The organism is Micromonospora sp. NPDC018662 (genome assembly GCF_044391475.1).
GTDB lineage: Bacteria > Actinomycetota > Actinomycetes > Mycobacteriales > Micromonosporaceae > Micromonospora.
On record NZ_JBISAC010000009.1, the window covers coordinates 200524 to 225853 of the forward strand.

21 protein-coding genes are annotated in these 25330 nt (G+C 73.5%); 3 read left to right on the forward strand and 18 right to left on the reverse strand.

The window, feature by feature from the left end:
- Positions 1-19: 19 nt before the first annotated feature.
- Complete coding sequence (locus ACH495_RS24330; protein WP_396860003.1) at positions 20-598, forward strand: GNAT family N-acetyltransferase; 579 nt, start codon at positions 20-22, stop codon at positions 596-598.
- Between the two features lie 85 nt (positions 599-683).
- Here ACH495_RS24330 and ACH495_RS24335 read toward each other — a convergent pair whose 3' ends face one another.
- From ACH495_RS24335 to ACH495_RS24350, 4 genes are all read right to left on the reverse strand, one after another.
- The gene (locus ACH495_RS24335) at positions 684-1568 is read right to left on the reverse strand and encodes a carbohydrate ABC transporter permease (RefSeq protein ID WP_396860004.1); all 885 of its coding nucleotides are present in this window, start codon (positions 1566-1568) and stop codon (positions 684-686) included.
- 1 nt (position 1569) lies between these two features.
- Positions 1570-2688, reverse strand: a complete 1119-nt coding sequence (locus ACH495_RS24340; protein ID WP_396860005.1) for a carbohydrate ABC transporter permease — start codon at positions 2686-2688, stop codon at positions 1570-1572.
- Positions 2689-2771: 83 nt separating this feature from the next.
- The gene (locus tag ACH495_RS24345; protein ID WP_396860006.1) at positions 2772-4019 is read right to left on the reverse strand and encodes an extracellular solute-binding protein; all 1248 of its coding nucleotides are present in this window, start codon (positions 4017-4019) and stop codon (positions 2772-2774) included.
- A gap of 25 nt (positions 4020-4044) precedes the next feature.
- Positions 4045-5034, reverse strand: a complete 990-nt coding sequence (locus tag ACH495_RS24350) for a LacI family DNA-binding transcriptional regulator (protein WP_396860007.1) — start codon at positions 5032-5034, stop codon at positions 4045-4047.
- A gap of 146 nt (positions 5035-5180) precedes the next feature.
- On the opposite strand from ACH495_RS24350, the gene ACH495_RS24355 reads away from it, so the two are divergent.
- Positions 5181-7286 (forward strand): glycogen debranching N-terminal domain-containing protein, encoded by a 2106-nt coding sequence (locus tag ACH495_RS24355; protein ID WP_396860008.1) that lies wholly within the window; start codon positions 5181-5183, stop codon positions 7284-7286.
- A gap of 163 nt (positions 7287-7449) precedes the next feature.
- On the opposite strand, the gene ACH495_RS24360 is transcribed toward ACH495_RS24355, so the two are convergent.
- From ACH495_RS24360 to truB, 9 genes are all read right to left on the reverse strand, one after another.
- Positions 7450-7917 carry a GNAT family N-acetyltransferase gene (locus tag ACH495_RS24360; protein WP_396860009.1) on the reverse strand — a complete coding sequence of 156 codons (468 nt, stop codon included), beginning with the start codon at positions 7915-7917 and terminating at the stop codon, positions 7450-7452.
- A gap of 154 nt (positions 7918-8071) precedes the next feature.
- The gene (gene dapB / locus ACH495_RS24365; protein ID WP_396860010.1) at positions 8072-8839 is read right to left on the reverse strand and encodes a 4-hydroxy-tetrahydrodipicolinate reductase; all 768 of its coding nucleotides are present in this window, start codon (positions 8837-8839) and stop codon (positions 8072-8074) included.
- 61 nt (positions 8840-8900) lie between these two features.
- Positions 8901-13391, reverse strand: a complete 4491-nt coding sequence (locus ACH495_RS24370) for a hypothetical protein (protein WP_396860011.1) — start codon at positions 13389-13391, stop codon at positions 8901-8903.
- The gene (locus ACH495_RS24375; RefSeq protein ID WP_396860012.1) at positions 13384-13806 is read right to left on the reverse strand and encodes a hypothetical protein; all 423 of its coding nucleotides are present in this window, start codon (positions 13804-13806) and stop codon (positions 13384-13386) included. Before ACH495_RS24375 ends, ACH495_RS24370 begins: the two co-directional genes overlap by 8 nt.
- 62 nt (positions 13807-13868) lie before the next feature.
- A complete protein-coding gene (locus tag ACH495_RS24380) occupies positions 13869-15203 on the reverse strand; it encodes a M16 family metallopeptidase (RefSeq protein WP_396860013.1) in 1335 nt (444 codons plus the stop codon).
- Between the two features lie 122 nt (positions 15204-15325).
- On the reverse strand, positions 15326-17701 hold the full coding sequence (locus tag ACH495_RS24385) for a polyribonucleotide nucleotidyltransferase (RefSeq protein ID WP_396860014.1): 2376 nt from the start codon (positions 17699-17701) through the stop codon (positions 15326-15328).
- Positions 17702-17922: 221 nt separating this feature from the next.
- Positions 17923-18192 (reverse strand): 30S ribosomal protein S15, encoded by a 270-nt coding sequence (gene rpsO / locus ACH495_RS24390; protein WP_013284678.1) that lies wholly within the window; start codon positions 18190-18192, stop codon positions 17923-17925.
- 183 nt (positions 18193-18375) lie between these two features.
- The gene (locus ACH495_RS24395; RefSeq protein WP_396860015.1) at positions 18376-19302 is read right to left on the reverse strand and encodes a bifunctional riboflavin kinase/FAD synthetase; all 927 of its coding nucleotides are present in this window, start codon (positions 19300-19302) and stop codon (positions 18376-18378) included.
- A 29-nt stretch (positions 19303-19331) separates the two neighbouring features.
- Positions 19332-20216: a tRNA pseudouridine(55) synthase TruB gene (truB, locus tag ACH495_RS24400; RefSeq protein WP_396860016.1), complete on the reverse strand. Its 885-nt coding sequence runs from the start codon at positions 20214-20216 to the stop codon at positions 19332-19334.
- Between the two features lie 108 nt (positions 20217-20324).
- On the opposite strand from truB, the gene ACH495_RS24405 reads away from it, so the two are divergent.
- The gene (locus ACH495_RS24405) at positions 20325-21320 is read left to right on the forward strand and encodes a hypothetical protein (RefSeq protein ID WP_396860017.1); all 996 of its coding nucleotides are present in this window, start codon (positions 20325-20327) and stop codon (positions 21318-21320) included.
- Between the two features lie 17 nt (positions 21321-21337).
- Here the strand turns inward: ACH495_RS24405 and ACH495_RS24410 are convergent, their stop codons facing one another.
- The 5 genes from ACH495_RS24410 to ACH495_RS24430 form a co-directional block, all read right to left on the reverse strand.
- On the reverse strand, positions 21338-22660 hold the full coding sequence (locus ACH495_RS24410; RefSeq protein WP_396860018.1) for an MATE family efflux transporter: 1323 nt from the start codon (positions 22658-22660) through the stop codon (positions 21338-21340).
- Between the two features lie 41 nt (positions 22661-22701).
- Positions 22702-23217, reverse strand: coding sequence for an adenylate kinase (locus ACH495_RS24415; protein ID WP_396860019.1), 516 nt, complete (start codon positions 23215-23217; stop codon positions 22702-22704).
- 570 nt (positions 23218-23787) lie between these two features.
- The gene (locus ACH495_RS24420) at positions 23788-23997 is read right to left on the reverse strand and encodes a DUF6186 family protein (RefSeq protein ID WP_199199594.1); all 210 of its coding nucleotides are present in this window, start codon (positions 23995-23997) and stop codon (positions 23788-23790) included.
- Positions 23997-24404 carry a hypothetical protein gene (locus ACH495_RS24425; protein WP_396860020.1) on the reverse strand — a complete coding sequence of 136 codons (408 nt, stop codon included), beginning with the start codon at positions 24402-24404 and terminating at the stop codon, positions 23997-23999. Before ACH495_RS24425 ends, ACH495_RS24420 begins: the two co-directional genes overlap by 1 nt.
- Positions 24405-24516: 112 nt before the next feature.
- Positions 24517-25071, reverse strand: coding sequence for a hypothetical protein (locus ACH495_RS24430; RefSeq protein ID WP_396860021.1), 555 nt, complete (start codon positions 25069-25071; stop codon positions 24517-24519).
- Positions 25072-25330 lie beyond the last annotated feature (259 nt).

The following is a 25330-nucleotide window of genomic DNA, read 5'->3' on the forward strand; positions in this document are numbered from 1 at the left end:
CTGCGTAGGCTCACGTGCCATGGCTGCAGGCTACGTCCGCCCCGCGCGTCCCGAGGACGTCGCCGAGATCGCACGCATCCAGCTCGCGACCTGGCGGGTCGCGTACCGCCGGATCCTGCCCCGACACGTGCTCGACAACCTGGACGAGGCGTACCTGGCCCGGCGGTGGGGCGCGGCGGTGCAGGAGCCGCCCTCGGGCGCGCACCGGGTGCTGGTCGCCGTCGAACAGGCGGCGCAATCCTATCTGGTGGGGTTCGCCGCCTCCGGTCCGGCCGACGCCGAGGCGCTCGCCCCGGGCGAGCCGGCCGACGCGTTCGACTCCGGCGTGGCGGCGGTGACCGACCTGCTGGTCGAGCCGCGCTGGGGGCGGCGCGGGCACGGCAGCCGGCTGCTCGCCGCCGCGGTCGAGCACTGGCGCGCGGACGGGCTCACCCGTGCGGTGGCCTGGGCGTTCGACGCGGACGCGGCCACCCGGGCGTTCCTCGGCTCGACCGGCTGGGAGCCGGACGGCGCGACCCGGGCGCTGGACGTGGACGACATGTTGGTGCCGCAGCTCCGGCTGCACGTGGCCGTCCCGGCGGAAGAAGCCCCGGCGTAGCGATGAGTTTCCGTCCGGCCGCCGGTCTGATCCTCGGCAGGGGAGGCCGGCGGTCCCGACACGGGGCGGGACCGCCGGCCCCCGGTCAGCCCTTGTCCGCGCCCTCGTTGGCGCCGCGCACGAAGTAGCGCTGGAAGATCACGAAGAGCACCGCCACCGGAATGGTGGCCAGCAGCGCCGCGCCGAGCTTCAGCGGATACTGGGTGCCCTTGCCGAGCGAGCCGCTGACCAGGTCGGCCAGCCCTCGGGGCAGCGTGAACAGGTCCGGGTCCTGCACCGAGACGAGGCTGTGCGGGAACTCGTTCCAGGAGCCCTGGAACGACAGGATGGTCAGCGTGATCAGCGCCGGTCGGGCCATCGGCAGCACGACCGACCAGAACGTGCGGAAGACGCCGGCGCCGTCGATCCGGGCCGCCTCCTCCACGCTGACCGGGATCGACTCGAAGAACTGCTTCATGATGAACACGCCGGCCGCGTCGGCGAGCAGCGGCACCACCAGGCCGGCGTAGCTGTCGTAGAGGCCGAGCTGATTGAGCACCAGGAACTTCGGGATCAGCAGCACCACCGGCGGCACCGCCATCACCGCGAGGACGGCGGCGAACAGGCCGGTCCGGCCGCGGAACCGCAGCCGGGCCAGCGCGTAGCCGGCCAGCGAGGCGAAGAAGACCCGGCCGACCGTGACCAGCACGGTGACCAGCACCGAGTTGCCGAGCCAGAGCGGGAAGTTGGTGCCGGCGAAGATCCGCTCGAATCCGGCCAGGGTGATCGGGTCGGGGATCGGGGAGAGCGGGTTGGCCGCCGCGTCCGGCTCGGTCTTGAACGAGTTCCCGAGCTGGATCACGAACGGGTAGAGGTAGACCAGTCCGAAGAAGATCAGGACGGCGTACCCGAGGAAGCGGTTGACCCGGGCGCGCGGCTCGCGGTCGCGACGGCGCGCGACCGGCGCCGGCCGGTCGGTCAGCACGGCCATGTCAGGACCTCTCCGGTACGCGTCGCCGCCGCCACCGGCCGCGCCGGGGCTCGTCCCGGTCTGCCATCAGGCGGCGCTGGAACAGGGTGAGCAGGATGATGATCAGGAACAGCACGAACGAGATGGCCGCGCCGGAGCCGTAGTCGAAGTCGCGGAACGCGGTCCGGTACGACAGGTACGCCGGGGTGAGCGTGGTCTTGGCCGGGTCACCCTGGCTCATCACGTACACCTGGTCGAAGACCTGCCAGGAGCCGATCAGACCCAGCGTGACCACGAGGAACGTGGTGGGCTTGAGCAGCGGCAGGGTGACGTGCCGGAAGCGCTGCCAGCGGCTGGCCCCGTCGAGCATGCCGGCCTCCTCCAGCGCCACCGGGACGTTCTGCAACGCGGCCAGGTACATCAGCATGAACGTGCCCGAGGTGGTCCAGATGACCAGGCAGATGATCGACATCATGGCCACGCTGGGCCCGGAGAGCCATTCCCACCAGCTCAGCCCGAACGGGCCGCCGGAGGTGAGCGCGGCCGGCGGCGTGTCCATCCCGAACACGCCGAGGACCAGGTGCAGCACGCCGCGACCGTCGGCGAACCACTCCGGCCCGTCGACGCCGAGCAGCCCGAGCAGCCGGTTGACCGCGCCGGAGTTGGCGAACAGGAAGAGGAAGACCACGCTGACCGCCACCGAGCTGGTGACGGACGGGAAGTAGAACGCGCTGCGGAAGAAGCCCTTCCCCTTGAGCAGCCGGTTGTTGACCACCAGGGCGAGACCGAGCGCGAGCGCGGTCTGCACCGGCACCACTATCGCGACGTAGTAGACGTTGTTGCGGATGGCGGTCATGAAGTCGCGGCGGGCGAGCCCGTCCTCGGTGAAGAGCCGGCCGTAGTTCTCGCCGCCGACGAACGGCACGTCGCCGGTGAACGGACTGCCCTGGCCGTTCCAGTCGGTGAGGCTCACCCAGAGCGCCATCAGGATCGGCAGCAGCAGGAAGAGCCCGAGGATCACGATCACCGGCGCGACGAAGAGCCAGCCGGCGAGGTTCTCGTTACTGCGGATGCCGCCCGAGCGGCGACGCGGCGGGCGGGCCGACGCGGTGCCCGGCGCGGCGAGCGTGTCCGTTGCCATTCCCTCCTCCTTCGCTCGGGGGAGGCGAAAGGCGGGGGCCCCGCTTAACACCCGTGTGTTAACAGGGGCCCCCGCCAAACACCTCAGCCGCCGAGCGCCGCCTTGGCGTTCTTGTCGAAGTTGGCCAGGATGGTCTTCGGGTCGCCGGTGGCCAGGCCCTGGAGGCCGGCCTCCAGGTCACGCAGCACGCTGTCCATCTTCGGCGCGTTCACCGGGCCCTGGGCGTACTCGACGCCGTCGATGAACGGCTTGTCCGCCGGGAAGGCGCTGGTGTACTGGTCGCGGACCGACTGGCGGGACGGCATCACGCCGTACGCCTTGGCGAAGCCGATCTGCTGCTCGCCGGCGGTCATCGCCTCGACGAACTTGATCGCCTGCTCCTTGTACTTGGACTTGGCGGCGATGCCCCAGCATTGGGTGAAGGAGAGCGTGCCCGGTCCCTTCGGGCCGGCCGGCAGCGGCACCACCTTGTACTTCACGTTCGGGAAGTCGTTCTGCAGGGCGCCCTTGATCCAGTTGCCCTCGATGGTCATCACGGCCTTGCCCTTGCCGAACGCCTCGCCGGACCAGCCGGAGTCGAGCTGCTTGGGAGACTTCGCGTAGCCGCCTGTGAGCAGCGACTTGACGTACTGGAGGGCTTGGAGGTTCTGCGGGGTGTCGCCGGTCGGCTGCTTGCCGTCCTTGCTCATCAGCCAGCCGCCGTTCTGCACCAGGAACGCGCCGATGCGGTCCCGGGTGTCGCCGAGCACGAGCGCGACCTGGCCCTTGGCCTTGATCTTCTGGCTGACGGCGGTGAGCTGGTCCCAGGTGGTCGGCACGTCGGCGTCGGTGAGACCGGCCTTGGCCCACAGGTCGGTGTTGATCTGGAGGGCCAGGGTGGAGAAGTCCTTCGGCGCGCAGTAGAGCTTGCCGTCGTAGGTGAACGCGGTGCGCAGGTTCTCGTAGAAGTCGTCGGCGTTGGCGACCTTGTCCCCGTACGGCTCCAGCGCGCCGACGCTGGCGTAGTCGGCGAAACGTGCCGCGTCGACGTAGAACACGTCCGGCGGGGTGCCGCCGGCCAGCGCCTGGCCGAGCTGCTGGGTGAGGTCCTGCGCCGGGGTGACAGTGGCGGAGTTGCCGGAGGAGCCGGCCCACGCGGCGGCGGCGTCCTTCACGGCCTTGGTCTCGGCGTCGCCGGAGGAGCCGATCAGGATCTGCAGGCTGGCCGGGCCGCTGGACTGCTTGGTGTCGGCGGCCGAGTCGTCGAAGCCGCTGCCGCAGGCGGCGGAGCCGAGCAGGGCGACGGCGGCGACGCCGGCCACCGCGGCCCGGGTGAGCGTGCGAGGTGTCATCTGGTTCTCCTGGTGGGGGATGGGATCACGCCGAGTGCCGGAGCACCAGCGAGGGATGGAGCAGGAGCTGAGGGTCGCGTTGCTGCCCGTCGAGCAGCCCGGTGAGCAGCTCGACGCAGCGGGCGGCGGCCTCGCCGAGCGGCTGGCTGACGCTGCTCAGCCCGACCGCGGCAGCCACCGGGGTGTCGTCGAAGCCGACGACGGCCACGCCGGTCGCGGTGTCGCGGGCGGCCTGCCACGCGCCGAGCGCCAGCGAGTCGCTGGCGCAGACCAGCGCGGTCGGCGGCGCGTCGAGGGCGAGCAGCGCGCGGCACTCGCGCTCCCCCTCGGCGATGCCGTCCTCGGTGGCGCGGTCCGGTGCGGCGCCGTCGAGGTCGACCTCCGCCATCGTGGTACGCCAGCCGGCACGCCGGTCGTCGCCGACGCCGGAGCCGGCGGGCCAGCCGAGGAACCCGATCCGGCGGTGGCCGGCGGCGAGCAGGTGCCGGGTGGCCTGGGCGGTGCCGGCGGCGCCGTCCACGTCGACCCAGGGGTGCGCCTCCGGCGTGTCCCAGGGCCGGCCGAACGTCACGAACGGCACCTCCCGCTCGGCCAGCCACGCGGTACGCGGGTCGCGGTGCTTGGTGCCGGTGAGCACGAACGCGTCCAGGTCGTACGCGCCGAGCAGGTCGTCGTAGGTGGCGATCTCGTCGTCGTCGTCGCGGGCGGTGTAGAGCATGACCCGGTAGCCGGAGGCGTCGGCGGTCTCGGTGAGGCCGTGCAGGAAGCGGTCGAGCACCGAGCCGTTGATGCCGTCGCGGGTGGGCTCGATGCGGACGGCGATGAGCCGGGACCGCCCGGTCCGCATCTGCCGGGCGGCCTGGTTGGCCCGGTAGCCGAGCGCGACGATGGCCTCGCGCACCCGGCGGCGGGTGTCCTCACGGACGATGTGCGGGGCGTTGAGCACATTGGAGACGGTTTGCCGGCTGACCTGGGCGTGCCGGGCCACGGTCGCGATGGTTACCTTTTCTCCCACGAAATCCCTCTCGCCGCCTTGAACGATCCAATGCCGATGCGGCAGGATTAGATCGTTCAAAGTTTCTGGAATGTTTCGCACTTTGCACCCGGCCGCGGCCATCTGTCAAGACATCCGCGCCACCGATCAGCACCAGGAGTTCCCCCGTGACCGAACGCCACCTCCAACCGCTGCTGCACGACCTGGTCGGCGTGGTGCACGCCCCCACGAGCGCGCTGGGCGACGCGGCCGGTCAGCTCCGGCCGCGCGGCGTCCAGGGCGTCTTCCACGCCGACGCCCGGGTGCTCTCCCGCGCCGAACTGCGCCTCGACGACCGCGAGCCGGAGACCATCGCGCACGGCGCCGCCGGCCCGTACGGCGCCCGCTTCGTCGGCCTGGCCCGCTGGCTCGGCGACCCCACCCCCGACCCGACCGTCCGGGTCGAGCGCACCAGGTGGGCCGGCCCGCGCGGACTCACCGAGGAGATCGTGGTGACGTCCACCGCCGCCGACCCGGTCCGCACCACCGTGACCGTGGACCTGGCCTGCGACCTCGCCCCGATCGAACAGGTCAAGGCGGGCCACGCCGGCGGGCCGCTGAAGGCCGAGGCCGACGAACCGGGCCGGGTGCGGTGGGCCGCCGAGGGCCTGGTCGTGACCGTCACCGGCGAGGGCGCCACCCTGCACGCCACCGGCGAACACGCCACCGCGCCCCGACTGAGCTGGCCCGTCACGGTCACGCCCGACGCCCCGGTCACGCTGCGCTGGCGGCTCGCCGTCACCGACCCGCGGGCCGTGGTGACCGCCGCGCCGACCGGCCCCGGCTGGGCCGAACCGCAGGTCGACGCCGACGACCGCCGGCTGCGGCGGCTGCTCGACCGCTCCCTGGCCGACCTGCACGCGCTACGCCTGGCCGAACCGGCCCACCCGGAGGACGTCTTCCTCGGCGCCGGCGTGCCCTGGTTCCTCACCCTGTTCGGCCGGGACAGCCTCTGGGCCGCCCGGATGATGCTCCCGCTCGGCACCGACCTGGCCGCCGGCACGCTGCGGGTGCTGGCCCGCCGGCAGGGCACCCGGGTCGACCCGGCCACCGGCGAGCAGCCCGGCAAGATCCTGCACGAGCTGCGCCGGCACGAGTTCACAGTGGACGACGGGCTCCGGCTGCCGCCCGTGTACTACGGCACGGTCGACGCGACAATGCTCTGGGTCGGCCTGCTGCACGACGCCTGGCGCTGGGGCCTGCCCGCCGAGCGGATCGAGCCGCTGCTGCCGCACCTGGAGGCGGCGCTGCGCTGGCTCGGTGAGCACGCCGACGCCGACGGCGACGGCCTCGTCGAGTACGTCGACACCACCGGCCACGGCCTGGCCAACCAGGGCTGGAAGGACTCCGGCGACGCGGTGCGCTTCCGCGACGGGCGGCTGGCCGCGCCGCCGATCGTGCTGGCCGAGGTGCAGGGGTACGCGTACCAGGCCGCCGTCAACGGCGCGGACCTGCTGGACGCGTTCGGCCGACCCGGCGCCGACCGCTGGCGCGGCTACGCCGACCGGCTCGCCACCAGGTTCCGCTCGGCGTTCTGGGTGGACGGCCGGCACGGCCCGCAGCCCGCGCTGGCCCTGGACCGGGACAAGCGCCCGGTCGACGCGCTGACCAGCAACATCGGCCACCTGCTCGGCACCGGGCTGCTGTCGGACGCCGAATCGGCCCAGGTGGCGGCGTTGCTCTCCACCGAGGCGATGGCCGGCGGCTTCGGGCTGCGCACGATGTCCACCGACGACGCCGGGTTCAGCCCGCTGTCGTACCACTGCGGTTCGATCTGGGCCCACGACACCGCGATCGTGCTCGCCGGGCTGGCCCGCGACGGGCACCGGAAAGCGGCGCTCCGGCTCGCCGACGGGCTGCTCGCCGCCGCCGAGGCGTTCGACTACCGCCTGCCCGAGCTGTACGGCGGCGACGACCGGGCGGCGCTCGGCCGACCGCTGCCCTATCCGGCGGCGTGCCGCCCGCAGGCCTGGTCGGCGGCGGCCTCCGTGCTGCTGCTCCAGGCCGGCCTGGGCGTCTACCCCGACGTGCCGAACGGCCGGGTGGACCTGCGCCCGTTGGCCGGCCCCGAACTGGGCGCGCTCCGCGCGGCCAACCTGCGCATCGCCGACACCCCGGTGACCGCGGCGGTGGACCACACCGGCCACCCCACCCTGACCGACCTCCCGCCCTCCCTGCGCATCCCCACCCCCCGCACCCCATCCCCCACCCCCACCCCCGCCCCCAGGCGTTGATCATGTAGCTGGCGGCATTCTCGATCCAAACCGCCGCCTACTTCGTCGTTGATCAAGGAGTTTGCGTCGGACTGGGCGTCAGTCCCCGACGCAAACTCCTTGGTCAACGACGGGTTCGGCAGGAACTCGGTGAGCAGGAGGGCGCGTTGGGTGGGTGGAAGGATCAGGCGGGCTGGAGTTCGGCTACCAGTTCGTCGTCCTCCATCGCGCCCGTGGGGCGGAAGCCGAGCGAGGTGTAGAGGGCGGCGGCCGCGGTGTTGTCGGGGTGGTAGCTCAGGCGGACCGGGTGGCCCGCCTCGGCCAGCCAACCGGCCAGCGTGCGCACGGTGGCACGGCCCAGCCCTCGGCCCTGCTCGGCGGCGTCGATCACCATGCCGCCGATCCAGCGGGAGCCGTCGTCGTCCACGCCCCACATGACGTGCCCCGCCACTGTGTCGTCGGCGTAGACGGCGAGCGAGGTCCAGACGTCCGAGTGCGTGGTCAGCAGCAGGTATCGGGCGGCCAGCGCCGCCACGAAGGCACGCTGGTCGTCGCGCGGCGCCACGTCCGCCACCGGCCGCCAGTTGTCGTCGTCCACCGGCCGCAGGGTCACCCGGCGGCCGAGGCGGTCACGCTCTCCAGAGTCGATCATGACCGCCAGCCTAGGATCCGACCCACCCACCGACCATCGATTTCGCCGGCCGCGCCGGCAGCCGGGTTAGGCGGGGGCCCCTGTTATGCAGAATGCGTTAACAGGGGGCCCCGCCTTACCACCGCGGTAGCGCCGGCGCACGGCCGACGGCAGGCTAGTCGAGCAGGGCGTCCAGGCCGACGGTCAGGCCCGGTCGGCGACCGACCTCGCGCACCGCCAGCAGCACGCCGGGCATGAACGACGCCCGATCGTACGAGTCGTGCCGGATGGTCAGCGTCTCACCGGTGGTGCCGAACAGCACCTCCTGGTGGGCGACCAGGCCGGTGGCGCGGACCGCGTGCACGCGTACCCCGTCGATGTCGGCGCCGCGGGCGCCGGCCACCTCGTCGCGGGTGGCGTCCGGCGAGGGGCCGAGCCCGGCCTCGGCGCGGGCCGCCGCGATCAGCCGGGCGGTGTGGGTGGCGGTGCCGCTCGGCGCGTCCAGCTTGCGCGGGTGGTGCTGCTCGACGATCTCGACCGACTCGAAGTGCCGGGCCGCGCGCGCCGCGAACTGCATCATCAGCACCGCGCCGATGCCGAAGTTGGGGGCGATCACCACGCCCACCGCCGGCCGGTCGGCCAGCCAGGCACGCACCTGGGCCAGCCGCTGCTCGGTGAAGCCGGTGGTGCCCACCACCGCGTGGATGCCCCGCTCGACGCACCAGCGCAGGTTGTCCATGACGGCGTCTGGGGTGGTGAAGTCGACGACCACCCCGGCGTCGGCGACCGCGGCCAGGTCGTCGCCCTGGTCGACGGCGGCCACGAGTTCCAGGTCCGGGGCGGCGTCGACCGCCTTGCAGACCTCCAGGCCCATCCGGCCCCGGCCACCCAGCACACCGACCCGGGCCGCCTCGGCCGGGCCCTTCTCCCGCACGTCAGTCACGGGGCACAACCTATCCCAATCGGGACGCGCCCCATCCGGCAGACCGGGAGGCGTAACCCGATCACGGGCAGGGGGTACGACGCTCCAGGGCACCGAGGTAGCGCCGCCACTCGGCGTCGGAGAGCTGGACCGGTGGGACCTCGCAGAGACGCCGGTACACCCGGTCCGGATCGAGATCCCACAGAGCGGTTCCGCCACCGGGAGAGAGGACCCGCGACCGCCCGTACGTCGGCAGGTTCGCCAGGACCGCACGGCTGTCCGGGGTGAACTCGGCGAACTCGCCCGGCACGGTGGCGAACACGGTGAAGACGGAACCGGGTTCGGTGCGGCGCCAGAGCACGAAGCTGCTGCTGGTGACGGCGTTGGCGGCGGCCAGCGTCCGGCCGTCCGGGCTGAGGTCCAGGGTGCGGCCCACAGAGTCGGCCGCGAGCGCCGGACCGATCCGAGGATTCGAAAAATCGCGGATGTCCCAGGTCTGCACGCCGCCGCTCGCGCTGACAACGAGGGTCTGCGGGTCGCTGACCATCACGTCGCCGACCATGTCCTCCATCGGGATGTCGCCGCCCTGACGCGGCCGGTACGGGTCGGTGAGGTCCCACAACCGGGTCAGCGGCTTGTTGCCGACCTCCTTCGCCGCGGTGAACGCCAGGTGCCGACTGTCGTCGAAGAGCAGCCGGCCACCGGCGCCCGCACCTGGGAGGACACCCGCCGGCACCGGCCGTGCCGGGTCGGCCACGTCCCAGAGGCGGATGTCCTTGCGGCCCCAGACGCTCAGGGTCGCCGGGCCGAGGAACACCAGCCCTTGCACCGGGCCGTCGGCGACGAACCGGCTGCTCTCCACCGGTGCCCGGGGATCCCTGACGTCCAGCAGCAGCACCGAGCGGTCACGCAGGTCGGCCAGGGCGAGATGACGCCCGTCCCGGCTGGCCGCGACCGTGAGGTCGGCACCGGGCGGGCCGGGCCAGCTCAGCTCGGCGGCGAACGCCGGGTGACGTGGGTCGGCGAGGTCCCACAGTCGGTAGCCGGCGCCCCGGCGGTCCCGGCTGATCACCGTCCGGTCGTCGGGCAGGAACACCGCGTCGGGCGAGTCCGGCGGCCACTCGGCCAGTTGCGCCGGCGGTCGCGCGGTGAGGTCCCACAGCCGCGCGCCGGCCCGTTCGTCGGCGCCCGCGGCGACGAGCGCGTACCGGCCGCCGAAGCCGACGGCGTCACCGGGAACCGGGGCGATCGCCCGGTTGACGTGCCCGCCGAGAACCGGAACGGCCGACGACCAGACCCGGATCGTGCCGTCGTCGTCGCCGTCGGCCAGGCCCTTTCCGTCCGGCCGGAAGGCAACCGACCGGCCCGGCACCCGGCCGGGCAGGCTGTCCGTCTGCCTGACCGACTCCGTGCTGCCGGTGAATCTTCGGTCAATCCGCCACAGCCGCACCCCACCCGTGGTGGTGGCGGTGGCGAACTGCTCGCCGTCGGCCCGGAAGGAGAGCGAGAAGACCGCGCCTTCGGTGGCCGGGCTGCCGAGGGGGTCGGCCTGGAACGGACGGGGTCGCTCCGGACGGGTGACGTCCCAGACGTTCATCACGCCGAACGCGCCGCCGACGGCGAGCACCGGTTCGACCGGGCTGAACGCCAGGGCGGTGGCGGTGCGGACCGGCAGTGCGGCCCGCCGGGCCGGGCGACGTGGATCGCGTACGTCCCAGAGGGTGACCAGGGTCCCCTCGCTCCTGCCGCCCTCGATCGCGTGGGCGACGGCGAGGGTCCGGCCGTCCGGGCTGAACGCCACCCCCTGTAGCTGGCTGGCACCGATCGTCCGCTCGACCCACAGCCGGGGATGAGCGGGTTCCCGGACGTCCCACAACCGGAGCGTGCCGCGAGCCCCACCGGTGGCCAGCGTCCGCCCGTCCGGCGCGAAGGCGGCCGCGAGCGTCGGCGAGGCGCGGGTGCCCAACGTCTTCAGCGGCTCCGGATGCGCCGGATCGGCGATGTTCCAGAGCCCGAGCGTGTCGGCCGACGCCCCGGCCAGCAGGTGGCCTACCGGACTGACCGCCACCACGGTGCTCCGCTCCCGCTCGATCACGCCGCGGGCGGCCGGGCGTCGGGGCTCGGTGACGTCCCACAGCCGGATCCGGTGGTCGTGGCCGGAGCTGACCAACGTCCGGCCGTCCGGTGTGTACGCCAGGTTGAAGACCGGCTTGTCGTGACCGGCGATCGACTGTGGGCGCGGGTCGGCGTACGCGGCGAAGAGCGCCTGGCGTGCCTCCGCGGTCGGTGCGGTGCGGTAGGCCACCAGGCTGAGGGAGAATGCCTCCTCGGGACGGTTGAAACGCATCGCGTTCGCCTGCGCCGCCAGCCGCCGCGAGGTGACCTGGGCGTCGAGCCGTTGCGCCCGGGCCCGCTGCTGCCCCGCCACGACCGCACCGCCGCCGGCCAGCAGCACCAGCACCGCCAGCAGTGCGGCGCCTCCCCGGCGTAGGCGTTGCAGCCGCAGGCTGCGACGCAGGAACTCGCGCTCCATCCCGCCGAGCCGGCTCGCCTCACCGGCGGGCAACGCCCGGCGGGCAACGGTCAACCGCGCACCGGAGAGCAGATCGCCGCGGTCCCGCCCACCGGCCACCCACGACGCGGCCGAGTCGACGATCTGCTGCCGGGCGGCGAGCCGGGCCCGGTCCTCGTTGATCCAGGTCCGCAGCCGCGGCCAGGCGGTCAGCAGGATCTCGTGGCTGATCCGCACCACGCCGCCCGGGTCGATGACGATCAGCCGGTGCGCCGCGAGCTGCTCCAGCACCGTCTCCGCAGCGGTGTCCTGGACGAGCAGTTCGGCGCGGGGCGCCGGCCGGGCGGCGTCGATCCCGTCGGCGCCCACCCGCACCAGGTGGAGCAGGAGACGGCGCGCGGTGGCCCGCGCCCCCTCGTCGAACTCCTCGTAGGTCTCCTCGGCGGTCTTCGCCACGGCGCCGTGGAGACCGCCGCTGCGACGGTAGCCGCTGACGCTCATCCGGTTTCCCACCCGCCGCCGCCACGTCTCGAAGAGCACGTGCGACAACAGGGGCAGCGCCCCCGGCTCGGGGCCGCGCGGGCTCCCCGCGCCCAACTCGTGCAGGAGCAACTCGGCCAGCCCGTCGCCGAGGTCGAGGCCGGCCCGGCCAGCGGGACCCTCGATCGTCCGGCGCAGCTCGATGCCACTCATCGGCCCCACCACCACCCGGGGGCCGGCGAGCAGCCTGCCGAATGCCGGCTCCTCGCTGGCCGCTCCGTACAGGTCCGCGCGCAGGGCGACCACCACCACGGCCCGGGGCGTGCCGTCCGCCCGGGGCCTGGCGAGTGCGGCGAGACCGTCCAGGAACGCGGCCCGTGCGGCCCGGTCGGCGCCCAGCGTGAACAGCTCCTCCATCTGGTCGACGACCACCAGCGACGGCTGGCCGGGAGTGAGGCCGTCGAGCAGTTCGGCGACGTTCTCCGGCGGGCCGTCCGGTGCCGCTCCGACGACCCGGAACAGCGCCGCCAGCGGATCGCGCCCAGGGGTGACGACCGCCCGGACCGCCGGCCAGACCCGGTCGCCGTCGGCGGTGGGCAAGCCGTCGTGGCGAATCGTGGCGATCATGCCGGCGTGCAGCAACGACGTCTTGCCGCTGCCCGACGGGCCGAGCAGCAGCATCGGCACCGGGTCGGCGATCCGGTGGCCGGCCTGCCGCAGCAACTCCGCGGAGATCTCGTCCCGGCCGAAGAAATCCCGCGCGTCCTCTTCCCGGTAGGGCTGAAGGCTGCGCCACGGGCTCGGCCCGGGTGTCGGCGGCTCCGCCTCGTCGGAGGCGGCCGGATCGGGCCGGTGCGCCGGGTTGTCCGCGAGGGCCAGACGACCGGCGTTGCCGGCGTCGTGCCGACGGGGCAACGGTCCGCCCCGAGCCCGGAGCGTGCGGAAGAGATGATGATATGAGTCGTCGAGGGTCAGCATCGGGCCGGCTTCCGGATCACCCTCGTCGAGGAAGCGCAGGAACTGCCCGGTGAAGGCGGTGTGCTGCCACCCCGGCGCGGCCGAGGCGAGTTGCTCGGCCGAGCTGAGCAGGTAGACGCCGTGGACCGGGGCCAGCTCACCGAGCGGGTCGGGCGGCAACGCGGTCAGCCGTGCCCGGCCGGAGTAACAACAGTCGAGGACGACCACGACCGAGGGCGCCCGGCACGTGCTCAGCGCCTCCCGCAGGTCGGACAGCGCGTATGCCTGGTGCGCGGCGAGCCCTGGCACCAGGCGGTCGGTACTCGACGCGGCGAGGTACAGCTCGCCGCCCGGGCCGCGCAGCCCGTGACCGACATACCAGATCAGCAGCGCGCTCTCGGCCTCCTGCGCGGCCGTACTCACGGCACCGGCGACGGTGAGCACGTCCGGCGGATCGATCACCAACGCCAACTGGCCGGCCGGCACGCCGCAGCGCGCGGCCAGGCTCTCGGCCAACGCCTCTGCGGTGGATCGCGCCGCCGGCACCGACGGCAGCCCGCCGCCGTGGTGGATCGCCGTGCCGATCACCAGGACGCGGACGCCCCGTCCGGCCAGATCACCCACGCGTGCCGGCCGGGCCCTCGACCGTGGCGACAGCCGGCGGGGCCGTGGCCGCGCCGACCGGGAGGGCGGCCAGCAGCCGGTCCAGTTCGGCCCGCAACTGCGGCTCGGTGAGGACCCGGACCCGGTCGGCCTCCAGCCGCGCACGCGTCCCGTCGGGCAGTTCGACCTCGACCCGGACCGCGCCGGTCCGGTGGCGGATCCAGGTGACCAGTGCGGTGGCGAGTGCGGTCGCCACACTGCCCGGCGCAAGCGCGACGAGCAGGGCCTCCAGCACCGGACCCAGCGCACCGGGCGGCGGGGGCGACTCGACCGGAGTGACCCGACCGCGCAACTCCGGAGTGCCGGCGAGCCATTCCTCGAGCGATTCGAGCTGGGTCAGCCGGTCACCGCCGCCCGTCACGATCCGTACGTCCACAAGGCCCCCGCGCTGCTCGTACGCCTGAGTGGACGGAGTCTATCCAATCGGGACGAACGCGATCAACGCGCCACGGTGAACGCGGACTCGTCGAACGGGCCGACCACGGCCAACGACATCGGCCGGCCGAGCAGCTCGGCGGCGAGCCCGTTGACGTCCGTCAGGGTGACCGCGTCCACCCGGGCCAGCAGCTCGTCCACCGGCATCAGGTTGCCGTAGAGCAGCTCGCCCTTGGCCAGCCGGCTCATCCGGGAGCCGGTGTCCTCCAGCCCGAGCACGAACGAGCCCTTGCTCATCCCCTTGCCCCGGACCAGTTCGGCCTCGGTGACCCCCTCGGCGGCCACCCGCGCCAGCTCGGCCCGGGTCAGGGCCAGCACCTCGTCCACCTTGCCGGGCGCGCAGCCGGCGTAGACGGCGAACACGCCGCTGTCGGCGTACTGGCTGGCGTAGGAGTAGACCGAGTACGCGAGGCCGCGCTGCTCCCGGATCTCCTGGAACAGCCGGCTGGACATGCCGCCGCCGAGCACGTTGTTGAGCACGCCCAGGGCGAAGCGCCGCTCGTCGGTGCGGTCGATGGCGGGGCAGCCGAGCAGCACGTGCGCCTGCTCGGTCTCCTTCGGCTCGACGAGCGTGGTGGCCGGCTTCGTGCGTACCGCCGGGGTGGTCGCGCGGTGCGGCGCCGGCGCGGCCGGGTCGGTGTCCAGCGGGGTGCCCCGCAGCGCCTGCCGGACCAGCTTGACCACTGCGGCGTGGTCGAGGTTGCCGGCGGCGGCGATGACGATCTGCGGCGCGGTGTACCGGCTGCGGTAGAAGCTCTGGATCTGCCGCCGGGTCATCGGCGTGACCGTCTCCTCGGTGCCGGAGATGAGCCGGCCGAGCGGGTGGTCGCCGTAGACGGCGCGGGCGAAGAGGTCGTGCACCTCGTCGCCGGGCTCGTCGTCGTGCATGGCGATCTCTTCGAGGATGACGCCGCGTTCGGTCTCCACGTCGGCGGCGGCCAGCACCGAGTCGGCGACCGCGTCGCACATCACGTCGATGGCCAGCGGCAGGTCCTCGTCCAGCACCCGCGCGTAGTAGCAGGTGTATTCCTTCGTGGTGAACGCGTTGGTCTCGCCGCCCACCGCCTCGATCTCGGCGGAGATCTCCAGCGCGCTGCGCTTCTTGGTGCCCTTGAAGAGCAGGTGCTCCAGGAAGTGCGCGGCGCCGGCCTGCGACCCGGTCTCGTCCCGGGAGCCGACCGCCACCCAGATGCCGAAGGAGACGCTGCGCATCGCCGGGATCGCCTCGGTGAGCACCCGCAGGCCGCTGGGGAGCACGGTGCGGCGGACGGTGCCGCCGAGCGGGTCGTCGCTGAGGGTGCGGGTGACCGCCCGTGCCGCCGGGGTGGACGAACTCACGACAAACCTGCTCTCCGTGCCACGAAGGGTGGGTGGGACGAACGACGGCTCCAGCCCGCCGTGCGACCTGGAGCCGTGGGCCGGCCCGGGCGACGCGGACGTCACCCGGACCGGTCGGTCGATCAGCTGTGCCGGGTGCGGCGACGCGGGCGGTCGCCGCCCTCACCGCCACCCTCCGGGCGACGCTCGCCACCGCGGTCGCCACCGCGGTCGCCGCGGTCGCCACCACGGTCACCGCGCGGGCCGCGGTCGCCGCCGCGGTCCCGGCCGGCCGGACGCTCGCCACCGGCGGCGGCCTCACCGGCGGCCGGCGCCTCGGCGCCCTCCGGACGGATCTTGTCCAGGTAGATCTTGCCGCGGGCGTCGATGTCCGCGATCTCGACCTCGACCTTGTCGCCGACGTTGAGGAAGTCCTCCACCTTGTCGACCCGCTTGCCGTCGCCCACCTTGGAGATGTGCAGCAGGCCGTCGCGGCCCGGCAGGAGCGAGATGAACGCGCCGAACGCGGCCGTCTTCACCACGGTGCCGAGGAACCGCTCCCCCACCTTCGGCAGGGTCGGGTTGGCGATGCCGTTGATCCGGTCCACCGCGGCCTGGGCCGACGGGCCGTTGGTCGCGCCGACGTAGATCGTGCCGTCGTCCTCGATGGAGATCTCGGCGCCGGTCTCGTCCTGGATCGCGTTGATGGTCTGGCCCTTCGGGCCGATCACCATGCCGATCTTGTCGACCGGGATCTTGACGGTGGTGACCCGCGGCGCGTAGTCGGACATCTCGGCCGGCGCCTCGATGGCCCGCTGCATCACGTCGAGGATGGTCTGCCGGGCCTCGTGCGCCTGCTGGAGCGCCGCGGCCAGCACGTCCGACGGGATGCCGTCGAGCTTGGTGTCGAGCTGGAGCGCGGTGACGAAGTCACGCGTGCCGGCGACCTTGAAGTCCATGTCACCGAACGCGTCCTCGGCGCCGAGGATGTCGGTCAGCGTCACGTACTGGGTCTTGCCGTCGACCTCGTCGGAGATGAGGCCCATGGCGATGCCTGCGACCGGCGCCTTCAGCGGCACACCGGCCGAGAGCAGGCCCAGCGTCGAGGCGCAGACCGAACCCATCGAGGTGGAGCCGTTGGAGCCGAGCGCCTCGGACACCTGCCGGATGGCGTACGGGAACTCCTCGCGCGACGGCAGCACCGGGAGCAGCGCCCGCTCAGCCAGCGCGCCGTGGCCGATCTCGCGCCGCTTCGGCGAACCGACCCGGCCGGTCTCCCCGGTCGAGTACGGCGGGAAGTTGTAGTTGTGCATGTAGCGCTTGCGGTTCTCCGGGGACAGCGTGTCCACCATCTGCTCCATGCGCAGCATGTTCAGCGTGGTGACGCCCAGGATCTGGGTCTCGCCGCGCTCGAACAGCGCCGAGCCGTGCACCCGCGGCAGCACGCCGACCTCGGCGCTCAGCGGACGGATGTCGCGCGGGCCGCGGCCGTCGATGCGGACCTGCTCGCGCAGCACCCGGTTGCGGACCTCGGACTTGGTCAGCGAGCGGAACGCGGCGGACAGCTCCTTCTCGCGGCCCTCGAAGCGGCCGGACAGCTCCTCGGCGACCTTGGCCTTGATGCGGTCCAGGGCCTCCTCGCGGTCGGCCTTGCCGGCGATCTTCAGCGCCTCGGTGACGTCGGCGCGGGCCACGTCGGCCACCGCGTCGTACACGTCGTCCTGGTAGTCCAGGAACACCGGGAACTCGCTCACCGGCTTGGCGGCCACCTCGGCCAGCTCGCTCTGCGCCCGGCACAGCTCACGGATGGCCGGCTTGGCGGCCTCCAGGCCGCTGGCCACGATCTCCTCGGTCGGCGCGGTGGCGCCGTCCGAGATCAGGGCCACCGCGTTCGGGGTGGCCTCGGCCTCGACCATCATGATCGCGACCTCGCCGTCGGCCAGGGTGCGGCCGGCCACGACCATGTCGAAGGTGGCCCGGGCCAGCTCCTCCAGCGTCGGGAAGGCGACCCACTGGCCGTCCACGTGCGCGACCCGGGTCGCCCCGATCGGGCCGGAGAACGGCAGGCCGGAGAGCTTGGTCGACATCGAGGCGGCGTTGATGGCCACCACGTCGTACGGGTGCTGCGGGTCGAGCGCCAGCACGGTCTCGACGACCTGGACCTCGTTGCGCAGGCCCTTGACGAACGAGGGGCGCAGCGGCCGGTCGATCAGCCGGCAGGTGAGGATGGCGTCCTCGCTGGGCCGGCCCTCGCGGCGGAAGAACGAGCCGGGGATCCGGCCCGCGGCGTACATCCGCTCCTCGACGTCGACGGTCAGCGGGAAGAAGTCGAACGACTCACGCGGCTGCTTGCCGGCCGTGGTGGCGGAGAGGACTACCGTCTCGCCGAGCTGGGCGACGACGGAGCCGGCGGCCTGCCGGGCCAGCCGGCCGGTGGAGAAGGTGATCTCACGGGTGCCGAAGGACCCGTTGTCGATCACGGCGGTGCGGGATTCGGTGCCGAGGTTGGTCTCGGTCATGTGCTGTGGTGCTCCTTCGCGTCGTCGGCCGACGACACGGGAACTGCTCAGGCGGCCGGTCTTCGATCGAAGCGCCCGGGTGGGCCGGCATGATGCCGGGATTCCCGGGGGCCACTACCGGAGACCGGTGCTGACCGGCTCCCTCTCGGGTCGTCGCGCGGCCGGGTTCTTCTGGTGGTACCGGAACGGGGGAGCGGCCGAGCGGCCACTCCCCCGTCAGGTCATCGGCGCAGGCCGAGCCGCTCGATGAGCGACCGGTAGCGGTTGATGTCCTTCTTCTGGACGTAGTTGAGCAGCCGACGGCGCCGGCCGACCAGCAGCAGCAGCCCACGGCGGCTGTGGTGGTCGTGCTTGTGCACCTTCAGGTGCTCGGTCAGCTCCGCGATCCGCTTGGTCAGGACCGCGACCTGCACCTCCGGCGAACCGGTGTCGCCCTCGGCGGTCGCGTACTCCTGGCGGATCTTGGCCTTGGCTTCCTGGTCGAGCGCCATGTTCTCCCTGTTTCGTGGGTGGTTCGATGAGGTCTGTCGGAGCGGTCGTGTGACCGGTGCGACGGACCGGTTCCTCGCACCCGCGGCGTCGTGCAGGCACGCGAGGCCCCCGTCGGTCAGCCGACGTCCCCGTCAGCCTACCAGCCCCGCTCCCGGACAGCCGCTCAAGGTCGCCATCCGAGGTCAGGACACCGCCCGGCGGGTGCGCTCCACGTCCTCGGCGATCTGGGCGACCAGCGGCTCGATCGCGTCGTACGTCCGTTGCTCGCGCAGGTGCGCCACGAAGTCCAGCGCCAGCCGTTCGCCGTACAGGTCGCCGGTGAAGTCCAGCGCGTACGCCTCCACCCGCCGCTCCCGGCCGGAGAACGTCGGGTTGGTGCCGATCGAGACCGCCGCCGCGAGCGGGTCGCCGCCCCGGCGCACCAGCCGGGCCGCGTACACCCCGTCGGCGGGCACCGCCGCGTAGCGGTGGGTCAGCAGGTTGGCGGTGGGGTAACCCAGCTCACGTCCGCGCTGGTCACCGCGGACCACCACGCCCTCGACCCGGTGCGGGCGGCCCAGCGCCGCCGCCGCCGCGCGCACATCACCGGCGTCGACGCAGGAGCGGATGTACGTGGACGAGAAGACGGTGCCCGCCTCGGCGACCAGCGGGGCGCCCTCCACCCCGAAGCCGAACGTGCGGCCCAGCCGCTCCAGCAGCGCCACGTCGCCGGCTGCCCGGTGCCCGAACCGGAAGTTGTCGCCGACCACCACCAGCGCGGCGTGCAGGTGCTCGACCAGGATGTCGTGCACGAACGCCTCGGCCGGCAGCCGGGAGAACTCGGCGGTGAACGGCACCACGCAGAGCACGTCCACGCCGAGCGCCTCGATCAGCTCCGCCTTGCGGGCCGGCTCGGTGAGCACCGCCGGGTGCGACCCGGGGCGGACCACCTCGGCCGGGTGCGGGTCGAACGTCACCACCACCGACTTGACGCCCAGCTCCCGGGCGCGCGCCACGGCGTGCCCGATGGTGGCCTGGTGGCCCTGGTGCACCCCGTCGAAGACGCCGATGGTGACCACCGAGCGCCCCCAGCCGCCGGGCGCGGCCTCGTACCCCCGCCACCGCTGCATGCCGCTCCTCCCCTGTCCGCCCGCGCCGTTCAGGCCGGGGCCAGCACGATCTCCGCGCGGGCCCGCCCGTCCCGCTCGCTGACGATAGCGATCAGCCCGCCCGCCGGGTCGAAGACCGCGTACGGCCCGACGATCCCGGCCGGGGCCAACGGCCCGCCGTGGGACAGCGTGCGCGTCTCCTCGGCGGTGGCGTCCCGGCGCGGGAAGAACCGCGCGGCGGCGGCGTCCAGCGGCAGGTTCACCACCTCCGGGGCGCGCTGTTCGAGCTGCGCGAGGGTGGCCGCCTCGGCCAGCGCGAAGCCGCCGACCGCGGTGCGGCGCAGCGCGGTGAGATGGCCGCCGACCCCGAGCGCCAGGCCCGCGTCGCGTGCGATCGCCCGGATGTACGTGCCGGACGAGCAGGTCACGTCCACGTCCACGTCGACCACGTCCGGGGTGTCCCGGCGGACGGCCAGCACGTCGAGCCGGGAGACGGTGACCCGGCGGGCGGGCAGCTCGACGGCCTCGCCGTCCCGGACCCGCTTGTACGCCCGCTCTCCGTTGATCTTGATGGCGCTCACCGCGCTGGGCACCTGGTCGATCTCGCCGGTCAGCGCCGCCAGCGCGGCCCGGACCGCGTCGTCGGTCACCCCCGCCGTGGCGGTGGTGGCGATCACGTCCCCCTCGGCGTCGTCGGTGACCGTGGCCTGCCCGAGCCGGATCGTCGCGAGGTAGCTCTTGCCGGCGCCGATCACGTAGGTGAGCAGCCGGGTCGCCCGCCCCACCCCGATCACGAGCACGCCGGTGGCCATCGGGTCCAGCGTGCCGCCGTGCCCGACCCGGCGGGTCCGGGCCAGCCGCCGGATGCGGGCCACCACGTCGTGCGACGTCATGCCGCCGGGCTTGTCGACCACGATCAGACCGTCTGTGCTCACGACCGCCAAGCCTGCCAGACGGGCGGCGATCGGCCCTGCGGGGGATACCGCCCCGCGCACCGGGATGCCAAGATCACACGCCCCCACACCCCCGGCCCCGGAAGCCTGATGACCGATCACCGCGCCACCCCCGAGTCCCACCCCGCCGACCCGCTGTCCGAGGACGCCCTGGGGCGGGTCCCCGAGTGGCTCCGCCAGGCCGCTCCGGAAGCCGAGCCCAGCCGCGCCGACCGCTGGCGGATCGGCCTGGCCCGGCACTCGGGCAAGCTGCTCGGCGGCGCGGTCGCGGTGCTGCTGCTGGCCTGCGCGGGGGTGGTCACCACGGTCGGCTACCAGGGTTACCGACGCTGGCAGGCGGCCCCGGTGGCCTACCCGACGATCAGCCCGCCGAGCGGCGAGCAGGCCGTCACCTCGGCGTCGCCGCCACCGGCCACCGGACCGTTCGACGGCACCCCGGCCGCCGGCTTCCCGCCGGGTGCGGCCGGGATCGCGCTGCCCCGGGCCAAGCGGACCGGCCCGTTCACCGAGAAGCAGGTGGCCGACACGCTGGCCAAGGTGCGCAAGGCGCTGGTGACCGCCCGGCTGGACCGCGCCTTCTTCACGGCGAAGGACCCGGAGCGGCTGGTCCGCCAGTTCGCGCCGGACGCCCGGGCCGACCTGCGGGACGACTTCCCGGCCGGCGAGGCGGTCACCTACGCCACCCGGCTGGCCCCCGGCGCCCGGCTCACCGCCGACCAGCCCCGGGTCAAGGGCCGGATCAGCTACCGGGCCACCAAGGACGCGCACGGCATCCGGATCCTGGAGATCACCACGAACTTCGTCTGGGCGTACGCGTTCCCCACCGCGAGCACCGTGCCGGGCGACGGCGTCGTGGTGGTGCACGACACCGTGGTGTGGAGCGTGGCGCACCCGGACGACGTGCGCGGCAGCTCCGCCGGGTTGTGGATCGAGAAGGCCGACTCGTACGGCTCCAACATCGACTGCGCGGCCTTCGACAAGGGCCTGCTCGCCCTGGGCAAGCCGTCGTTCGGCGGTCCCACCGACCCGGAGCCGGACGCGGTCTACGACCCGGACAAGACCGTCGACCTCCCGGACACCTGCTGACGCCCGGCTGACCGGCGTCAGCGGACCGCGCCGACCACCGCCCAGGCCCCGGAGCGCAGCCGCAGCAGCAGCGCGATCAGCCGGAGCACCACGAACAGCGTCAGCCCGGCCCAGATCCCACCCAGCCCGAGGTCGAGGCCGTAGGCCAGCCAGATCGCCGGCAGGAACCCGCCCAGCGCGGCCACGATGGTGAGGTTGCGCAGGTAGCGCACGTCACCGGCCCCGATCAGCACCCCGTCGAGCGCGAACACCACGCCGCCGATCGGCTGGAGCGCGACGAGCCACGGCCAGGCCACCATGGCCTGCTCGCGTACCTGCGGATCGGAGCTGAACAACGACGGCACGCCGCCGGCGCCGGCGGCGATGAGCACCGCGAACGCCACGCCGCACACGCCGCCGAGCACTGCGACGCGGCGGGCGAGGAACCGCGCGCCGGCCGCGTCGCCGGCGCCGAGCGCGGCGCCGACCAGCGCCTGCGCGGCGATCGCCAGCGCGTCCAGCACCAGCGCGGTGAAGAACCAGAGTTGTACGGCGATCTGGTGCGCGCCGACCGCGGCGGCGCCGAAGCGGGCCGCGACCGCGGTCGCCGACAGGAAGCTCGCCTGGAAGGCGACGCCCCGGACCAGCAGGTCGCGGCTGAGCACCAACTGCTGCCCGATGGTGCGGGGCCGGGGCCGCAGGGAGACCCGCTCGCGCACCAGCGCCGCCGCGAAGAGGACGCCGGAGAGCGTCTGGGCGACCGCGTTCGCCACCGCCGAGCCGACCAGGCCGAGCCCGGCCGGGTAGACCAGCAGCGGGCAGAGCAGCGCGGAGAGCAGGTTGGGGGCGAGCACGAACAGCAGTGGCCGGCGGGTGTCCTGGATGCCGCGCAGCCAGCCGTTGCCGGCGGCGGCGAGCAGCAGGCCGGGGGCGCCGAGCGCCGCGACCCGCAGCCAGCCGGCGGCGGCGTCGGCCACCTCGCCGGGACCGCCCACGAGGGTACGCGCCAGCGCGCCCCCGCCGATGCCGATGGCGACCGCCACCAGCAGACCGGCGGTCAGCGCGAGCCAGGACGCCTGGACGCCCTCGGCCACCGCGGCGGCCCGGTCCCCCGCGCCGAAGCGGCGGGCCGCACGCCCCGTGGTGCCGTACGCGACGACCGTGCCGATCCAGGCGGTCAGCGTCATGACCGTGCCGCCGACGGCGAGCGCGGCGAGCGGCACCCGACCGAGATGGCCGACCACCGCGGTGTCGACGAGCACGTAGAGCGGCTCGGCGGCCAGCACCACCAGGGCGGGCAACGCGAGCGCGGCGATCCGCCGGGGGGTGGCGGCGGTGGCGGGGGCGGCGGTGGTGCTCATCGCCGCCGATCCTGGCACGCGGCCGGTAAGGTCCGCAAGCCTCAGGACTGCTTACTCAGCCGGTCCAGGAGACGCGCCACGTCACGCCGGCCGCGCACCCGGTGCACCGGCAGGGCCGGGGCGTACGCGGCGACGGCCGCCGCCACTCGGGGGCGGGAACGGCGCGGATAGCGCCAGATGTAGCGCAGGAGATCGAGGTCGACGCGCTCCGGGCAGCCCTCGGGAAGATCGGGGCGGCGCTCGGCACGGTGGGCCCAGCGGCGACGCGCCACCCGGGCCAGGCACCGCAGCCGGTGCGGGTCGCAGAGCACCAGCAGGTCGGCGCGGGGCAGCCGGAGGTCGAGGGTGCTGGCGTAGTTGCCGTCCATCACCCAGGCCGGGCGGGCGGCCAGCGCGGCCACCTCGGCGCGGAACTCGGCACCGGTCGGGGCGAGCCAGCCGGGCCGCCAGTAGTGACGGTCGAGGTGGATCAGGGGAAGATCGAGTCGCCGGGCCAGTTCACCGGCGACGGTGCTCTTGCCGGCGCCCGAACTGCCGACCACGAGGATGCGGCGCACCGGGTGACGGTAGCGCCGTCGCTCCGCGGCGCGGTGGCCCGACGCGCGGCGATGACCGATGCGGCGGTGACGCCGGCGGTGGGGCCGATCACGGTGCTGCCGTGCCCCAGCCGGCCGGCGTCACCGCCGGGCGGCCTGTGTCACTGACGGGTGTCCATCGAGGTCTGCAACGCGCGACGCATCTGCTCGCGCGCCTCGTCGGTGGTGGTCTCGGTCTGCGGCTTGCGCTTGCTCGGCATGGAGTGTCCTTCCAGGGTGCGGACCACCGAGGCACGGCGGCCCTGCGGGCGTCCGACGCCCCGTCATCGACGACGCGACGACAGTCGCGCCACGACCGGAGTCGTCGGCCTGCTGCGCGCCGGGCAGCGGTCCGGGATCACCGGAGCGGCTCGCCTGGCAGCGTGAGCCCGGGTCGGTCTGACCCTGGAGGGAGGCAGCGCCGGGTGCGGCACCACCGCCCGTGACCAGCGCCGCGAAGCGCCGGTCCCTCACCCAAATTAACGTTCACTTTCCAGATACTGCCCACTGTTCCCGCGATGCGGACAGGGCAACCCCGTTTCCGGCGGTGTCTCAGCGGGCGAGAAAGTGCCAACCCAGCCACCACCAGAAGCCGAACAGACCGATCCGGCCCACCGGAACCGGACCGACCTCGTACCGCATGACGAAGGCGCAGACGTCGGCCAGGGACGGGACCCGGGAACCCTCCCGGCGGGCGGCCCACTCGACCACCGCGAACAGCAGCAGGGCGGTCAGGAAGCCGCCGATGGCCAGCGCGCGCATCATCGGCGGACCAGCCCCCAGAACGCGGCCAGCCAGGCGAACCACGCCGCCGAGCGGGCCAGGTGGTCCTCGAGCAGCGGATCGGCCAGCCGGGAGAAGGTGGGAAAGTCGTCGCCCACGGACAGCACGAACGTCGCACCCTCGAAGACCCCGAAGACGGTGACCGGCAGCAGCCACCACAGCGCGGCCGACGGCAACCGGCGCGGCGCCGGGCGCCGGGGCACCCGGTTGCTCAGGCCGACCCAGATCAGCCCCCCGCCGGTACCGAGGATGTAGAGGTTCGCCGCCGCCGAGAACGACGGTAGTTGACCACCGACCAGGGAGAGGCAGATCAGCACCGGTACGGAGACGACCGGCCGGTCCCAGACCCGGGTCGCCTCGACGGTGAGCTCACGGGGATGATCCATCACCCGATTGTCCCCAGCGTGACGTAGCGCGGGAAGACCGGCACGCCTCGTGTTTGCCCCGGACACGCCGAAGGCCGGCACCCCGGGTTCGGGGTGCCGGCCTTCACGCTTCTTAGCTGTTCCAGTGCTGGTTGACGAGGTCGGTGGCCTGCTTCTCCCACTGCGCGTACGCGTCCGGGTAGGCCGACACCTGCACGGTCTGGGCGGCCTTGGTCAGCGGCATGTCCTGCCAGCCGTCGACCTGCTTCAGACCCTTCAGGAAGGCGAGGGTCGAGTACTCCGGGTCGGTGATCTGCTCCGGCGTGCCCCACCCACTGGACGGGCGCTGCTGGAACAGACCCAGCGAGTCGTGGTCGTTCTTGTCGCCGAGGTGACCCAGGTTCTCCAACTTCGACTCCTGCAGGCTCGTGGCGATCGAGATGACCGCCGCCCGCTCGGGCAGGCCGGCCTTCTTCGTCGCCGCGATGATCGCCTTGGCGTTCGCGGTCTGCTCGTCGTTCAGGCTGATGGTCGACTGCTCGCCCTGCACGCTCGCGACCGCTACCGGCTTGCCAGCCGTGGCGGCGTGCGCGGCGTCGACGTGCCCGGCGATCGGACCGGCGAACACACCACCGGCGAAGGCCAGACCAGCAACACCCAGGATGCTCTTACGCAGGATCGTGTTCATGAGGGGGGCTCCATTCGGGGGTCAACACACCCGGGGATGGGTGCGGGCACCGTCAGGCGCTCTCGGGGGGATCCGGCCGGCTCGCGGAAGCGCGGGGCCTCGACGCGGCGCCGGAAGACTCTGCAACGACCGGGGCCCCACCATCATTCCCGGGGCGGGATCGGCGCGCGGGGGCGCTCGCCTTCCTCGGCCGTGCACCGGGATACAACGCCGCGACCCCCCGACCCATTCCACCGCCAGAGTGCCGCCCACCACCCCC

What these genes read in the sequence shown, in the direction of transcription:
- ACH495_RS24335 (WP_396860004.1), bottom strand. Translation starts at nt 1,568, where the DNA reads ATGGCCGTGCTGACCGACCGGCCGGCGCCGGTCGCGCGCCGTCGCGAC.
- ACH495_RS24340 (WP_396860005.1), bottom strand. Translation starts at nt 2,688, where the DNA reads ATGGCAACGGACACGCTCGCCGCGCCGGGCACCGCGTCGGCCCGCCCG.
- ACH495_RS24345 (WP_396860006.1), bottom strand. Translation starts at nt 4,019, where the DNA reads ATGACACCTCGCACGCTCACCCGGGCCGCGGTGGCCGGCGTCGCCGCC.
- ACH495_RS24330 (WP_396860003.1), top strand. Translation starts at nt 20, where the DNA reads ATGGCTGCAGGCTACGTCCGCCCCGCGCGTCCCGAGGACGTCGCCGAG.
- ACH495_RS24405 (WP_396860017.1), top strand. Translation starts at nt 20,325, where the DNA reads ATGACCGATCACCGCGCCACCCCCGAGTCCCACCCCGCCGACCCGCTG.
- ACH495_RS24420 (WP_199199594.1), bottom strand. Translation starts at nt 23,997, where the DNA reads ATGCGCGCGCTGGCCATCGGCGGCTTCCTGACCGCCCTGCTGCTGTTC.
- ACH495_RS24410 (WP_396860018.1), bottom strand. Translation starts at nt 22,660, where the DNA reads ATGAGCACCACCGCCGCCCCCGCCACCGCCGCCACCCCCCGGCGGATC.
- ACH495_RS24360 (WP_396860009.1), bottom strand. Translation starts at nt 7,917, where the DNA reads ATGATCGACTCTGGAGAGCGTGACCGCCTCGGCCGCCGGGTGACCCTG.
- ACH495_RS24385 (WP_396860014.1), bottom strand. Translation starts at nt 17,701, where the DNA reads ATGACCGAGACCAACCTCGGCACCGAATCCCGCACCGCCGTGATCGAC.
- rpsO (WP_013284678.1), bottom strand. Translation starts at nt 18,192, where the DNA reads ATGGCGCTCGACCAGGAAGCCAAGGCCAAGATCCGCCAGGAGTACGCG.
- ACH495_RS24430 (WP_396860021.1), bottom strand. Translation starts at nt 25,071, where the DNA reads ATGAACACGATCCTGCGTAAGAGCATCCTGGGTGTTGCTGGTCTGGCC.
- ACH495_RS24425 (WP_396860020.1), bottom strand. Translation starts at nt 24,404, where the DNA reads ATGGATCATCCCCGTGAGCTCACCGTCGAGGCGACCCGGGTCTGGGAC.
- ACH495_RS24395 (WP_396860015.1), bottom strand. Translation starts at nt 19,302, where the DNA reads ATGCAGCGGTGGCGGGGGTACGAGGCCGCGCCCGGCGGCTGGGGGCGC.